The 15,392-nt window shown below is 53.6% G+C and carries 11 protein-coding genes; 5 read left to right on the forward strand and 6 right to left on the reverse strand.

The features are described 5' to 3' along the window. Nucleotides 1–58 precede the first annotated feature (58 nt). The 4 genes from lpdA to pdhR form a co-directional block, all read right to left on the reverse strand. Nucleotides 59–1,486 (reverse strand): dihydrolipoyl dehydrogenase, encoded by a 1,428-nt coding sequence (gene lpdA / locus HHI26_RS13110; RefSeq protein ID WP_133842715.1) that lies wholly within the window; start codon nucleotides 1,484–1,486, stop codon nucleotides 59–61. 300 nt (nucleotides 1,487–1,786) lie between these two features. Then, nucleotides 1,787–3,388: a pyruvate dehydrogenase complex dihydrolipoyllysine-residue acetyltransferase gene (aceF, locus tag HHI26_RS13115; protein ID WP_171149226.1), complete on the reverse strand. Its 1,602-nt coding sequence runs from the start codon at nucleotides 3,386–3,388 to the stop codon at nucleotides 1,787–1,789. Nucleotides 3,389–3,402: 14 nt separating this feature from the next. After that, complete coding sequence (gene aceE, locus HHI26_RS13120) at nucleotides 3,403–6,066, reverse strand: pyruvate dehydrogenase (acetyl-transferring), homodimeric type (RefSeq protein WP_159336895.1); 2,664 nt, start codon at nucleotides 6,064–6,066, stop codon at nucleotides 3,403–3,405. Nucleotides 6,067–6,201: 135 nt separating this feature from the next. Then, nucleotides 6,202–6,966 carry a pyruvate dehydrogenase complex transcriptional repressor PdhR gene (pdhR, locus tag HHI26_RS13125; RefSeq protein ID WP_133842270.1) on the reverse strand — a complete coding sequence of 255 codons (765 nt, stop codon included), beginning with the start codon at nucleotides 6,964–6,966 and terminating at the stop codon, nucleotides 6,202–6,204. A 499-nt stretch (nucleotides 6,967–7,465) separates the two neighbouring features. Between pdhR and aroP (HHI26_RS13130) the strand changes: the two genes are divergently transcribed. The 4 genes from aroP (HHI26_RS13130) (at nucleotide 7,466) to HHI26_RS13145 (ending at nucleotide 13,069) form a co-directional block, all read left to right on the forward strand. Next, a complete protein-coding gene (aroP, locus tag HHI26_RS13130) occupies nucleotides 7,466–8,821 on the forward strand; it encodes an aromatic amino acid transporter AroP (protein ID WP_171149227.1) in 1,356 nt (451 codons plus the stop codon). A 335-nt stretch (nucleotides 8,822–9,156) separates the two neighbouring features. Further along, the gene (gene aroP, locus HHI26_RS13135; RefSeq protein WP_133842272.1) at nucleotides 9,157–10,512 is read left to right on the forward strand and encodes an aromatic amino acid transporter AroP; all 1,356 of its coding nucleotides are present in this window, start codon (nucleotides 9,157–9,159) and stop codon (nucleotides 10,510–10,512) included. 170 nt (nucleotides 10,513–10,682) lie between these two features. Next, nucleotides 10,683–12,098 carry an MFS transporter gene (locus HHI26_RS13140; protein WP_159336894.1) on the forward strand — a complete coding sequence of 472 codons (1,416 nt, stop codon included), beginning with the start codon at nucleotides 10,683–10,685 and terminating at the stop codon, nucleotides 12,096–12,098. Next, complete coding sequence (locus tag HHI26_RS13145; RefSeq protein ID WP_167863370.1) at nucleotides 12,095–13,069, forward strand: family 43 glycosylhydrolase; 975 nt, start codon at nucleotides 12,095–12,097, stop codon at nucleotides 13,067–13,069. The genes HHI26_RS13140 and HHI26_RS13145 overlap by 4 nt, the downstream gene beginning before the upstream one ends. On the opposite strand, the gene ampE is transcribed toward HHI26_RS13145, so the two are convergent. Then, entirely contained in the window at nucleotides 13,040–13,894 is an 855-nt protein-coding gene (ampE, locus tag HHI26_RS13150; protein WP_133842275.1) for a beta-lactamase regulator AmpE, read from the reverse strand. The two genes, HHI26_RS13145 and ampE, sit on opposite strands and share 30 nt — an antisense overlap. A gap of 3 nt (nucleotides 13,895–13,897) precedes the next feature. After that, a complete protein-coding gene (gene ampD, locus HHI26_RS13155) occupies nucleotides 13,898–14,467 on the reverse strand; it encodes a 1,6-anhydro-N-acetylmuramyl-L-alanine amidase AmpD (protein ID WP_159336891.1) in 570 nt (189 codons plus the stop codon). Between the two features lie 261 nt (nucleotides 14,468–14,728). Between ampD and HHI26_RS13160 the strand changes: the two genes are divergently transcribed. After that, nucleotides 14,729–15,286 carry a fasciclin domain-containing protein gene (locus tag HHI26_RS13160; protein ID WP_133842277.1) on the forward strand — a complete coding sequence of 186 codons (558 nt, stop codon included), beginning with the start codon at nucleotides 14,729–14,731 and terminating at the stop codon, nucleotides 15,284–15,286. The last annotated feature ends 106 nt before the right edge of the window (nucleotides 15,287–15,392 follow it).

A 15,392-nucleotide genomic window follows, 5' to 3' on the forward strand; every position in this document is an offset into this window, starting at 1 on the left:
CGGAAAGACAGAAAGCAAAACGGCCCCCGCAGGAGCCGTTTTTACACACCAAAGCGAGTTATTTCTTTTTCGCTTTCGGGTTTGGCAGGTCGGTAATGCTACCTTCGAAGATTTCCGCCGCCAGACCCACCGATTCGTGCAGGGTTGGGTGAGCGTGGATGGTCAGAGCCAGATCTTCAGCATCACAACCCATCTCGATAGCCAGACCGATTTCACCCAGCAGCTCGCCGCCGTTGGTGCCGACAATCGCACCACCGATCACGCGGTGAGTGGTTTTGTCGAAGATCAGTTTGGTCATGCCGTCTGCACAGTCGGAAGCGATAGCACGGCCTGATGCTGCCCACGGGAAGGTGGACGTTTCATAGCTGATGCCTTTCTCTTTCGCTTCTTTCTCGGTCAGACCCACCCAGGCAACTTCTGGCTCAGTGTAGGCGATCGATGGGATCACTTTCGGGTCGAAGTAGTGCTTCAGACCAGAAATCACTTCTGCTGCAACATGGCCTTCATGCACACCTTTGTGTGCCAGCATTGGCTGACCCACGATATCGCCGATGGCGAAGATGTGTGGCACGTTGGTACGCAGCTGCTTGTCGACACGGATAAATCCGCGCTCGTCCACTTCCACGCCCGCTTTGCCTGCATCCAGACCTTTACCGTTAGGTACGCGGCCAATGGCTACCAGAACCGCATCGTAACGCTGTGGTTCTGACGGCGCTTTTTTACCTTCCATCGTTACATAGATGCCGTCTTCTTTGGCTTCAACAGCGGTAACTTTGGTTTCCAGCATCAGGTTGAACTGCTTGCTGATACGTTTGGTGAAGACTTTCACCACGTCTTTATCAGCCGCCGGGATCACCTGGTCAAACATCTCGACCACGTCGATCTGAGAACCCAGCGCGTGATACACGGTACCCATTTCCAGACCGATGATGCCGCCGCCCATAACCAGCAGACGCTCAGGCACTTCTTTCAGTTCCAGCGCATCAGTGGAGTCCCACACGCGTGGATCTTCATGGGGAATAAACGGCAGTTCAATCGGACGGGAACCCGCAGCGATGATGGCATTGTCGAAAGTGATGACGGTTTTAGAACCGTCTTCAGCGGTGACTTCCAGGGTGTTAGCACCGGTGAATTTACCCAGACCGTTGACCACATTCACTTTGCGGCCTTTCGCCATACCTGCCAGACCACCGGTCAGTTGGGTGATGACTTTCTCTTTCCAGGTACGAATCTTGTTGATGTCGGTTTGCGGCTTGCCGAACACGATACCGTGCTCTTCCAGCGCTTTGGCTTCTTCAATCACCTTCGCCACGTGCAGCAGGGCTTTAGAAGGGATACAGCCGACATTCAGACAAACACCACCGAGGGTGCTGTAACGCTCAACGATCACGGTCTCCAGACCTAAATCCGCTGCACGGAAGGCTGCAGAGTAGCCTGCAGGACCTGCCCCAAGTACCACGACCTGAGTTTTAATTTCTGTACTCATCATGACCTCTTATTTGATTGTCCGGCGGGTCAGAGCAGATACCCGTCATACTTGAATCTGCATCTGTGTTGGCTACGCTCGCTCACCCGAATCACTGACTTATGTAAGCTCATCGGGATTCCCTCGCTTGCCGCCTTGATGCAGCTCCAATTATTTTGGGTATATATTTCAACGCCCTTCATCCACCGGGACGCGTTCACCGCAAGAGTTTACAGAATTGTTAATAAACTGCAAAGCGCGGCGCCACGAATCACTACAACAACTTACCAGAAGGCCGGCTTACGCCGGCCTTCTTCAGGATTACATCACCAGGCGGCGAATGTCGGCCAGTGCGTTGTTAATGATGGTGATGAAACGCGCACCATCAGCACCGTCAATAACACGGTGGTCGAAGGAGAGTGACATCGGCATCATCAGACGCGGCGTGAACTCTTTACCATTCCAGACCGGCTCAATCGCAGACTTGGACACACCGAGGATAGCCACTTCCGGCGCGTTAACGATAGGCGCGAAGTGGGTCGTCCCGATACCACCGAGGCTGGAGATGGTGAAGCAACCGCCCTGCATTTCGCCCGCAGTCAGTTTGCCATCACGTGCTTTTTTGGAGATAGCCATCAGTTCGCGAGACAGCTCAGTGATGCCTTTCTTGTTCACATCTTTGAACACTGGAACCACCAGACCGTTTGGCGTATCAACCGCCACACCGATGTTGATGTATTTCTTCAGCGTCAGTTTCTGTGCGTCTTCAGACAGCGAGCTGTTGAAGCGTGGCATCTGCTCAAGCGCAGCCGCGACCGCTTTCATGATGAACACCACCGGGGTGAACTTCACATCCAGCTTACGCTTCTCAGCTTCGGTGTTCTGCTGTTTGCGGAACGCTTCCAGCTCAGTGATGTCGGTTTTGTCGAAGTGAGTCACGTGTGGGATCATCACCCAGTTACGGCTCAGGTTCGCACCAGAGATTTTCTGGATACGGCCCAGTTCAACTTCTTCGATTTCACCGAACTTGCTGAAGTCCACTTTCGGCCAAGGCAGCATGCCTGGCAGACCGCCGCCAGCAGCAGCAGGTGCTTCAGCGCGTTTCACCGCGTCTTTCACATAGCTCTGCACGTCTTCTTTCAGAATACGGCCTTTACGTCCGGTGCCTTTGACTTTCGCCAGGTTTACACCGAATTCACGTGCCAGACGGCGAATAACCGGGGTGGCATGAACGTAAGCATCATTTTCTGCGAATTCTGACTTCGCATCCGCTTTTGCAGGCGCAGCAGCCGGAGCCGCTTTCTCTTCCTGTTTAGCCGGAGCAGGTGCAGCGGCAGCAGTGGTCTCGGCAGGAGCGGCGGCTGGCGCAGCGCCCTCCACTTCAAAGACCATCACCAGAGAGCCAGTGCTGACTTTATCGCCAGTGCTGATTTTGATCTCTTTAACCGTACCCGCGAATGGTGCAGGCACTTCCATTGAGGCTTTGTCGCCTTCAACGGTGAGGATCGACTGTTCAGCTTCAACTTTGTCGCCCACTTTCACCATGATCTCGGTGACTTCAACTTCGTCGCCGCCGATATCCGGTACGTTAACCTCTTTTGCTGCGCTGGCCGCCGGGGCCGCTGCAGGTGCGGCTTCCGGAGCCGCTTCTTCTTTCTTCTCTTCGGCTGCTGCCGGTGCTGCTGCACCGCCTGCCGCTTCGAAGATCATGATCAGTTTGCCGGTTTCGACTTTATCGCCGGTAGCGACTTTGATCTCTTTAACCACACCAGCCTGTGGGGACGGCACTTCCATTGAGGCTTTATCGCCTTCAACGACCAGCAGTGACTGCTCAACTTCTACAGTGTCGCCCACTTTGACCAGAATCTCGGTGACTTCAACTTCGTCTGCACCGATGTCCGGGACATTAATTTCGATAGCCATTACTCTATTACCTCTTATGCCAGACGTGGGTTGACTTTATCAGCGTCGATATCGAACTTAGCGATAGCGTCTGCCACCACTTGTTTGTCGATTTCGCCACGTTTAGCCAGTTCACCCAGGGCTGCAACCACCACGTAAGATGCGTCCACTTCGAAGTGGTGACGCAGATTCTCACGGCTGTCTGAACGACCGAAGCCGTCAGTACCCAGTACGCGATAATCGCTGGCAGGGATATAGCTGCGAACCTGCTCGGCGAACAGTTTCATGTAGTCAGTCGATGCCACAGCAGGTGCATCGTTCATCACCTGAGCGATGTACGGCACGCGGGCTTCTTCTGTTGGATGCAGCATGTTCCAACGCTCACAGTCCTGACCATCACGGGCCAGTTCGGTGAAGGAAGTCACGCTGTAGATGTCAGAACCGACACCGTAATCTTTCGCCAGGATCTCTGCCGCGTCACGCACGTGGCGCAGGATAGAACCTGAACCCAGCAGCTGAACTTTACCTTTGCTACCTTCTTTGCTGTCCAGTTTGTAGATACCTTTACGGATACCTTCTTCTGCACCGGCCGGCATTGCTGGCATGTGGTAGTTTTCGTTCAGTGTGGTGATGTAGTAGTAAATATTTTCCTGAGCATCGCCGTACATACGCACCAGACCGTCATGCATGATGACCGCGACTTCGTAAGCGTAAGCTGGATCGTAAGAGATACAGTTCGGGATAGTCAGAGACTGAATGTGGCTGTGACCATCTTCGTGCTGCAGACCTTCACCGTTCAGGGTGGTACGACCGGAAGTCCCGCCGACCAGGAAGCCGCGAGCCTGCTGATCACCTGCTGCCCAGCACAGGTCGCCGATACGCTGGAAACCGAACATGGAGTAGTAGATGTAGAACGGAATCATTGGCAGGTTGTTGGTGCTGTAAGACGTTGCCGCCGCCAGCCATGATGCGCCTGCACCTAGTTCGTTGATGCCTTCCTGCAGGATCTGACCTTTCTCGTCTTCTTTATAGTAAGCAACCTGCTCACGGTCCTGCGGGGTGTACTGCTGGCCATTCGGGCTATAAATACCGATCTGACGGAACAGACCTTCCATACCGAAGGTGCGCGCTTCATCGGCAATGATTGGCACCAGACGATCTTTGATCGACGGGTTCTTCAGCATCACGTTCAGGGCACGTACGAAGGCGATAGTGGTTGAGATTTCTTTGTTCTGCTCATCCAGCAGCTGACGGAAATCTTCCAGTACAGGCATGGACAGCTTCTCGCTGAAGTTCGGCTCACGGGTTGGCAGGTAGCCGCCCAGTTTTTCACGCTGACCATGCAGGTAGTTGTATTCGTCAGACCCTTTATCGAAGGTCACGTACGGCAGTTTTTCGATGGCTTCATCGCTGACCGGCACGTTGAAACGATCACGGATATAGCGTACGCCATCCATGTTCATTTTCTTCACCTGGTGCGCAATGTTTTTGCCTTCAGCAGTCTCACCCATACCATAACCTTTAATGGTATGTGCCAGAATCACCACAGGTTTACCTTTGGTATCCTGCGCTTTTTTCAGTGCAGCGAAGACTTTCTTCGGATCGTGACCACCACGGTTCAGAGACCAGATCTCGTCGTCGGTCAGATCTTTCACCAGCTCAGCCGTTTCCGGATATTTACCGAAGAAGTGCTCACGAACGTAGGCACCGTTACGGGATTTGAAGGTCTGATAGTCACCGTCAACGGTTTCGTTCATCAGTTGGATCAGTTTACCGCTGGTATCTTTACGCAGCAGCTCATCCCAACGACCACCCCAGATCACTTTGATCACTTCCCAGCCAGCGCCACCGAAGATGCCGTCCAGTTCGTTGATGATCTTGCCATTACCCGTCACCGGGCCATCCAGGCGCTGCAGGTTACAGTTGATGATGAAGACCAGGTTATCCAGTTTTTCACGGGTCGCGATAGTGATCGCCCCTTTGGATTCCGGCTCATCCATCTCACCGTCGCCCAGGAAGGCGTAAACGGTCTGCTGAGAGGTATCTTTCAGGCCACGGTGTTCCAGATATTTCAGGAATTTAGCCTGATAGATCGCACCCAGTGGGCCCAGGCCCATAGATACGGTCGGGAACTGCCAGAAGTTAGGCATCAGTTTAGGATGCGGGTAAGAGGACAGGCCTTTACCATCAACTTCCTGACGGAAGTTGTTCATCTGGTCTTCGGTCAGACGACCTTCCAGGAAGGCACGCGCGTAAACGCCCGGAGAAATGTGGCCCTGGAAGTAAACCAGATCGCCGCCGTCTTTTTCAGTGCGCGCACGGAAGAAGTGGTTGAAACACACTTCATACACGGTGGCAGAAGACTGGAAGGAAGACATATGGCCGCCCAGATCCAAATCTTTCTTGGAAGCACGCAGAACGGTCATGATGGCGTTCCAGCGAATAGCGGAACGGATACGACGCTCTAAAGACGTGTTGCCCGGGTATTCCGGCTCATCTTCAACAGCAATAGAGTTAATGTAGTTATTGGCTCCCGCGCCGGCAGCCACTTTAACGCCACCTTTGCGTGCACCGCTCAATACCTGGTCAATCAGATACTGTGCGCGCTCAACACCTTCTTCACGGATGACCGATTCGATCGCTTCTAACCAGTCGCGAGTTTCGATCGGATCCACGTCATTATTTAAACGTTCTGACATGGGGGGTATTCCTTATCTGTGTCTAATTACGTTGAATTGTCTGGAGCCTGTCTCTTTGTGCTCTGTGGGCAAAACACAAAGAGACAGGCCCGTCGTTTATACCTTTATAGGTACGTGCCGCGTTATATTTACGCGTTAATCCTTACGTTGCTGTAAACGTCGCAAGGAGCGCTCTCTACGACTTTGCTCCCGACTTCTGTCCAGCAATACTTCCTCGATAAACGCCAAGTGGCGGTGTGAAGCCTCGCGTGCCTGCTCTGGCTCACGTGCCACAATCGCCTCAAAAATACTGGCGCGGTGGCTACTTACTTTCTCCAGCATCTCACGACGCGTGTAGAGCATTTCGAAGTTCTGTCTGACGTTCTGTTCCAGCATCGGACCCATGCTACGAAGCAAATGCAGTAACACCACATTATGCGCCGCTTCTGTTACAGCGATCTGATACTGCATCACCGCGCCCGCTTCTGCGTCGAGATCGCCATTTTGCTGGGCGGTCTGAATATGCAGATGGCAGTCGCGGATGCGTTCCAGATCGTCGTCAGTGCCGCGCAATGCGGCGTAATAGGCAGCAATCCCTTCCAGTGCATGACGTGTTTCGAGCAGGTCGAACTGGGATTCAGGATGGCCGGCAAGTAATTCTACGAGCGGGTCGCTCAGGCTTTTCCACAAATTGGTTTGGACGAAGGTACCACCGCCCTGACGGCGTAATAGCAGGCCCTTAGCTTCCAGACGCTGAATAGCTTCGCGCAGGGAGGGACGGGAGACATCGAACTGCACGGCCAGCTCTCGCTCAGGCAGCAGTTTTTCTCCGGGACGCAGTGTCCCTTCCATAATCAGGGACTCAAGCTGCTGCTCAATAGCATCAGAGAGCTTAGGTTGGCGGATCTTGCTGTAGGCCATCATCCCTTCTTTTCGATTTGCCAGAGTAAATTGGTAATACCAATTGCAAAAAGGTGCCCGTAAAGTAACAAAGTATTCACCTGATGTCCATATGGCAACTGCCCGAAACCAGACCGCCGTCTCCTTCTCTGTCAGGGCACAGGCACGCCGTTGACACGCGAATTTACCTGACGACAAATGTTAAATTTCGTCACTTTTTCGAAAGCAGGCAGCAGCTTAGTGGATAGAATACGATACCCATACCTTCGCAGATAAGGCGTTATTACCCTTTTCTGCATCTTGTTATTTACCTTATCGCACCCGGTGCGATCGGTGGTTTTTTATCCAACCCAGCACACATAATGAGAAAGAAAGTGCAAAGTACCGCTCCTAACATTATTCTCTGCGCCATACCAGACTCATACGCATTTTCGTACTGACATAAGTGTAAATATATCAGTACGTTATTGGTTTTTTAGCCGATGCAGTCATACACAGAAAGCGCATTACGAGGATTATTATGGAGCAACAACCGGGAGAGACGCTGCAGCGCGGATTAAAAAACCGCCATATTCAGCTGATCGCATTAGGCGGGGCCGTGGGCACAGGACTGTTTCTGGGCAGTGCATCGGTGATCAAATCCGCCGGTCCGGCAGTCATTCTGGGCTATGCCATTGCCGGGTTTATCGCCTTCCTGATTATGCGTCAGTTGGGTGAGATGGTTGTCGAGGAGCCAGTTGCCGGCAGTTTCAGTCACTTCGCCCACAAATACTGGGGCGCTTTTGCGGGCCTGGCCTCCGGCTGGAACAACTGGATGCTCTACGTGCTGGTGGCGATGGCTGAACTGACCGCCGTGGGCAAATATATCCAGTTCTGGTATCCGGACATTCCGACCTGGATGACAGCGGCGGTGTTCTTCGTGATCATCAATGCGCTCAACCTGACCAATGTGAAGGTGTTTGGCGAACTGGAGTTCTGGTTTGCCATTATTAAGGTTATCGCCGTTGTCGCGATGATTGCCTTTGGCGGCTGGCTACTGTTCAGCGGCACAGGCGGCCCACAGGCAAGCATCAGTAACCTGTGGAGCCAGGGTGGCTTTATGCCGCACGGCATGGGCGGGCTGGTGATGATGATGGCCATCATCATGTTCTCCTTTGGCGGGCTGGAAATGATCGGCCTGACCGCCGCAGAAGCAGAGAACCCGGAAAAAAGCATCCCGACGGCAATCAATCAGGTGATCTGGCGCATCCTGATTTTCTATGTCGGTTCACTCACCGTGCTGCTGTCGCTGATGCCATGGACGAGTGTGACAGCAAATACCAGCCCGTTTGTACTGATTTTCCACGAGCTGGGTGATGCTCTGGTGGCTAACGCACTGAATGTGGTGATCCTGACCGCGGCACTGTCGGTCTATAACAGCTGCGTTTACTGCAACAGCCGCATGTTGTTTGGCCTGGCGCAGCAGGGTAATGCACCAAAAGCCCTGCTAAAAGTTGATTCACGAGGTGTGCCGGTCGCCGCTATCCTGATGTCTGCCACTGCCACCGCCTTCGGCGTGCTGCTCAACTATCTGATGCCCGCTTCTGCTTTCGAGCTGCTGATGGCGCTGGTGGTTTCCACGCTGGTGATCAACTGGGCCATGATCAGCCTTTCCCACCTGCGGTTCCGCAAACGCCTCGTCGAGCAGGGGGTTCAGCCTCGCTTTAAGGCCCTGTTTTATCCGTTTGGCAACTGGCTGTGCCTGGTCTTTATGGCTGGGGTGCTGGTTATTATGGCAATGACGCCGGGTATGGCTATTTCGGTGTGGTTGATCCCGGTATGGATTGGCATCCTGGCTATCGGCTACCAGGTTAAGCGCCGCACTTCGCGCACCTGATCTCCCTCTCCTTTATCCACGTTCCGGCAGCCTACGGCCGGAACGTTCTTCAGCCCCACTCGTAACGCCCCGTCATAAGACAATGTTATTCGTCATTTTCGATAATTTATGACAAAACAAATACAGCGATAAATGAGACGCCGCGCTGCTTTTTTAGTCGTTCCTGCGCATGTTTATCAGAAAGCGAGTGCAAACCTCTGCACATAGCACTATTCTCATCCTGAGGCTACGCCTTGAATTATATTTACTTACACAGTGTCGTAAAGTTTTTAATACACCTGGATAACAGGGCCAGCCGTAGACATAAAAAATAATAAAACATCATGAGGTCATACATGGAACATCAGCAGGGCGAAACGCTGAAACGTGGCTTGAAAAACCGCCATATTCAGCTGATCGCATTAGGCGGTGCCGTTGGTACCGGTCTGTTTCTGGGCAGCGCATCGGTCATCCAATCCGCAGGACCAGGCGTCATACTGGGTTATGCTATTGCCGGATTTATTGCCTTCCTGATCATGCGCCAGCTGGGCGAGATGGTGGTAGAAGAGCCGGTAGCCGGAAGCTTCAGCCACTTTGCTTATAAATACTGGGGCAACTTTGCCGGTTTCGCCTCTGGCTGGAACTACTGGGTACTGTATGTGCTGGTGGCGATGGCAGAGCTGACAGCCGTAGGCAAATATATTCAGTTCTGGTATCCGGATATTCCTACCTGGATGTCGGCAGCGGTGTTCTTTGTGCTCATCAACGCCATCAACCTGACCAACGTGAAAGTGTTTGGTGAGATGGAGTTCTGGTTCGCGATTATTAAAGTCGTTGCCGTGGTGGCTATGATCCTGTTCGGTTGCTGGCTGCTGTTCAGCGGCACGGGTGGCCCACAGGCCAGCGTGCGTAACCTTTGGGAACAGGGCGGCTTCCTGCCCAATGGCTTTAGCGGGCTGATCATGATGATGGCGATTATCATGTTCTCCTTCGGGGGTCTTGAACTGGTCGGCATTACCGCTGCGGAAGCGGATAACCCGGAAACCAGCATTCCAAAAGCCACCAATCAGGTGATTTACCGCATTCTGATTTTCTACATTGGTTCCCTGGCGGTCCTGCTGTCGCTGATGCCATGGACCCGCGTGACGTCTGATACCAGCCCGTTCGTTCTGATTTTCCACGAGCTGGGTGATGCGCTGGTGGCGAATGCCCTTAACGTGGTGATCCTGACGGCTGCGCTGTCGGTATACAACAGCTGCGTTTACTGTAACAGCCGTATGTTGTTTGGCCTGGCGCAGCAGGGTAATGCCCCTAAAGCGCTGTTAAAAGTCGACAGCCGCGGCGTGCCGGTGATCTCTATCCTGTTCTCCGCGATTGCGACGGCATTGTGCGTACTGCTCAACTATCTGATGCCGGGTGAGGCGTTTGGTCTGCTGATGGCGCTGGTGGTCTCAGCTCTGGTGATCAACTGGGCGATGATCAGCCTCGCGCATATGAAGTTCCGCCGTAAGAAAGATCAGCAGGGTGTCACCACCCGCTTCCCGGCGCTGCTTTATCCGTTGGGTAACTGGATTTGTCTGCTGTTCCTCGCGGGAATTCTGGTACTGATGGCAATGACCCCAGGCATGGCGATCTCTGTCTGGCTGATCCCGGTATGGGTACTGATCCTCGCCGTGGGTTACTGGATTAAAAACCGCACACAGCGCGCGTAATCATCACGCCCGCTGTTGATTCGGCCAGCACTTGCTGGCCGAATTGTTATCTGCTTCACACTTTCCCCTCTCCAGGCGTTTTGTCCATCTCTGCGACGTTTTGCACCTGCGCACCGCATCCGATAAGCGTGAATACTCTCAAGCACTAAAGACACGCGGGAGAATTATCCATGAAGGGCTCAAAACTCTCAGTCAGAGAGAAAATTGGTTACGGAATGGGCGATGCCGGATGCAATATGATCGGCGGCGCCATCATGCTCTTTCTTAACTATTTTTATACGGATGTCTTCGGACTGGCGCCTGCATTGGTGGGCGTTCTCCTGTTATCTGTCAGGGTGCTGGATGCAGTCACGGACCCGATTATGGGTGCGATTGCCGACCGGACTCAGAGTCGCTGGGGTCGTTTCCGCCCCTGGTTACTGTGGGTCTCCGTACCCTATGTGCTGTTCAGTGTGCTGATGTTCACCACTCCAGACTGGAGCTATAACAGCAAAGTCATATGGGCGTTTGCGACCTACTTCCTGATGTCGCTGACCTATACCGCGATCAATATCCCCTACTGTTCCCTGGGTGGCGTGATCACCAACGATCCCGGCGAACGCGTCTCCTGCCAGTCGTACCGGTTTGTGATGGTCGGGATTGCCACGCTGATCCTGTCACTGACGCTGCTGCCGCTGGCAGAGTGGTTTGGCGGTGACAACAAGGCGCGCGGCTACCAGATGGCTATGGGTGTGATGGCGCTGGTGGCACTGCTGATGTTCCTGTTCAGCTTTGCCACGGTACGCGAGCGTATTCGTCCGGCAGTGCCCAGCAATGACGACCTGAAAGCTGACCTGCGCGACGTGTGGAAGAACGATCAGTGGGTACGCATATTGCTGCTGACCTTCTGCAACGTCTGCCCTGGCTTTATTCGTATGGCTGCCACCATGTATTACGTCACCTGGGTGATGCAGCAATCGACTCACTTCGCCACGCTGTTTATCAGCCTTGGCGTGGTAGGCATGATGATCGGCAGTACGCTGGCGAAGATCCTGACCGACCGCTGGTGCAAGCTGAAAGTGTTCTTCTGGACCAACATCGTGCTGGCAGCATTCTCCGGTGGCTTTTACTTCCTTGACCCGCAGGCAACGATGCTGGTGCTGGTGATGTACTTCCTGCTGAACATCCTGCATCAAATCCCGTCACCACTGCACTGGTCGTTGATGGCCGACGTTGATGACTACGGTGAGTGGAAAACCGGTAAACGCATTACCGGTATCAGCTTCTCCGGCAACCTGTTCTTCCTCAAAGTCGGGCTGGCGGTGGCCGGTGCCATGGTCGGTTTCCTGCTCTCCTGGTACGGTTACAATGCTGGCGCGAAACAACAAAGCCCCGCTGCGCTGAACGGTATCGTGCTGCTGTTTACCGTTATCCCTGCGGTGGGATACCTGATTACGGCTGGCGTGGTTCGCCTGCTGAAAGTGGACCGCACGCTGATGCTGCAAATCCAGAGTGACCTTGAACAGCGCCGTACAAACTATCAGGAGCTGAACGACTATCACGAACACAAAGAACTGAAAACCAAACCACAAGGAGCCGCACGATGAACCACTGGCCTAACCCGTTGATTGAACAGCGCGCCGATCCCTTTATTCTGCGCCATCAGGGGAGCTACTATTTTATCGCGTCGGTACCGGAGTACGACAGGCTGGAGATCCGCCGCGCCGCTACCCTGGCAGAACTGGCACAGGCCGATGCCGTCGTCGTCTGGCGCAAACCTGAGCATGGCCCCATGAGCGCCCTGATTTGGGCACCGGAACTGCATCTGATTGACGGCCAGTGGGTGATCTATTTTGCGGCAGCGCCATCACAGGAGATTAAACAAGGTCTGTTCCAGCACCGCATGTTTGCCCTCACCTGCGATGATATCGATCCACTGAAAGGAGAATGGGTCGAACGCGGACAGATCCTGACCCCCATCGACAGCTTCGCGCTGGATGCCACACACTTCGTCCATCAGGGGAAAAACTGGTATCTGTGGGCGCAGAAAGATCCGGCCATCCCCGGTAATTCCAACCTCTACCTGGCAGAGCTGGCTACCCCCTGGCAGATAAAAGGCGAGCCGGTGATGCTCAGCCGCCCGCAGTATGAATGGGAGTGTGCAGGATTTAGCGTCAATGAAGGCCCGGCGGCAATACATCACGGCAGGCGCCTGTTTGTCAGCTACTCGGCCAGCGCCACCGATGAGAATTACTGTATGGGGTTGTTGTGGATTGATGTCGATGCGGATCCGCTACAGCCAGAAAACTGGCACAAATCTGCTGCGCCCGTGTTTACCACCGACTGGGAGAACCATCAATATGGTCCGGGCCACAACAGTTTTACGGTCGGGGAGAACGGCGAAGACGTGTTGGTGTATCACGCACGCAATTACACCGAAATTGAAGGTGACCCGCTATACGACCCTAACCGCCATACTCGGGTGAAAACATTCAGCTGGAGTGCCGATGGCATGCCGCAGTTCGGCACACCACCTGCAGACAGCGTGTTACACCAGCGTGCCGTAAATAGTCAGTAACGCCACCACCACCACGAGGACCAGCGACACTTTTTTCGCCAGCATCACTGCCACACGCGGGGTCTCCACCTTATCCAGGTGGGGATCGCGCGCCAGTGAGAACTGGGCCAGACGTGTCAGCACCTGATACTGCGGTGTGTGGCGATCGCCCAGAGACGCAAACCACGCGGGTAATGCACGCTCACCGTGCCCCAGCAAGGCATAAGCTACGCCCACCAACCGTACCGGGATCCAGTCAACCCAGTGCAGAATGGCATCAACACCGGACTGTGCGCGCGCCAGCGGATTCTGCTGCCGCGCCAGCCAGCTCTGCCAGGCACGCAGGAACGCATAGCCCACCAGCAGCACCGGCCCCCAAGGCCCCCCCACCACGAACCAGAATAGCGGTGCCAGATAGAAACGGTAGTTAATCCACAGCAGCGCATTTTGCAGTTCAGACAAAAACTCACGTTCGCTACACTCGCCGGGTACGCCGTGGATCAACGTCAATTCCTCAATCATGGCGTTATGAGCATCAGTGTCGTTATGGCTGGCCGCCTTCAGATAAGCGTGATAGTGCAGACGCACCGACCCGGCGCCAATACAGAGCAGACCGATCAGTATCCAGAACAGCAGCTTAGGCACTCCAAAAAACAGCCCTTTTAGCGCCAGTAAGCACAGAGCGACGATAGCCATGATCATCACAACCATCAACAGCGTACGCACCAGAGAAAAACGCTGACGAGCGCGGAACAGTGGCACCAGATGATGATCCAGTTGCCAGTGTTCACCCATTTTAAATAATCGTTCCCATCCGAGAACCAGCAACAGGCTGAATAACGTCATGCCTTAACTCCCATTGAGTGTGGTCAGGGTGTTATGCCCAAGGTCGGCGCGAAAACGCGCCCAGTCGAAAGAGGGTCCAGGGTCCGTCTTACGTTCAGGTGCAATATCGCTGTGCCCGGTGATGTGCTGCGCCATCATCGGGTAGTGTTCAATTAACAGCTGCGTCACGGCCTGCAACGCCTGATATTGCGCATCGGTATAGGGCAGCGTATCCGTGCCTTCCAGCTCGATACCTACGGAGAAATCATTACAGACTTCACGCCCCTGATAGCGAGAAACCCCGGCGTGCCATGCCCGCAGATGAAAAGGCACATACTGCACGATCTCGCCGTCGCGGCGGATCAGACAGTGCGCAGACACCTGTAAATGACAGATATCAGCGAAATAGGGATGAATGCCAGGATCAAGCTGACCGGTAAACAGCGCATCGATCCAGGGGCCACCAAACTCACCGGGCGGCAAACTGATATTGTGCACCACCAGCAGTGAAGGTGCTTCATCGTCAGGTCGCTGATTAACATGCGGCGACGGAACATGCCGCACGCCAGCGATCCACCCATCTTGCAACTGCATACCGATCTCCTGTGTTCAGACTCTCGCAGATTAACATGGTTTTTTTCAGCTTAATCAAACTTATCTGTCGGCCTTTTTACTGTGGCAAAAAATATTTTCATCTTTTTGCATCCGATTTCCACTCTCAACCGTAGATAGATATAACCAGCATAATTGGGGTTACAGCAGGCCAGCATCCGATGATGCTCATGCCGTTGCCGCTTCAAACATGACGGGACTATGTAAGGCAAAAATGCCTTCTCTTACCCAAAGGAATTCATCATGAAAACGTTCATCCGTACCGCTCTGTGTCTCTCAGTGTTGTTCAGTGCCGCATCAATGGCTGAGATGTCCAAGAATACCGTGATGGTGGGTGGGGCCGCTATGCTCCCTTCCCATAATATCGTTGAGAATGCCCTGAACTCGAAAGATCACACCACGCTGGTCGCTGCTGTAAAAGCGGCAGGCCTCGCGGATACACTGCAAGGCCCTGGCCCCTTCACCGTCTTCGCCCCCACCAATGCCGCTTTCGCCAAGCTGCCCGCTGGCACGGTGGATAACCTGCTGAAGCCGGAAAACAAAGCAACGCTGACCAGCGTGCTGACCTACCATGTGGTGGCCGGAAAGTATGATATGAAGACGCTGGTGAAAAAAATCAAACAAGGCAACGGCAGCACTGAGCTGAAAACCGTGAATGGCGCCCCGTTGTGGCTGATGATGAATGGCCCACACAATATTCAGGTAAAAGATGATAAAGGCAATGTTGCCAATATCAGCACCTATGACGTGCAACAAAAAAATGGCGTGATTGATGTAATTGATACGGTACTGATGCCTTAATCCATCGTGTGCCAACACCAAGGGAAAAATTAAATATACCCGCTGATGTAAAAATAAAGGGTATATAATTGGTGCAGCAGGTTTTTTTCATACTCCTTCTGCACCT

It is taken from the genome of Erwinia sp. JH02, from assembly GCF_013074405.1.
GTDB classification, from domain to species: domain Bacteria; phylum Pseudomonadota; class Gammaproteobacteria; order Enterobacterales; family Enterobacteriaceae; genus Erwinia; species Erwinia rhapontici.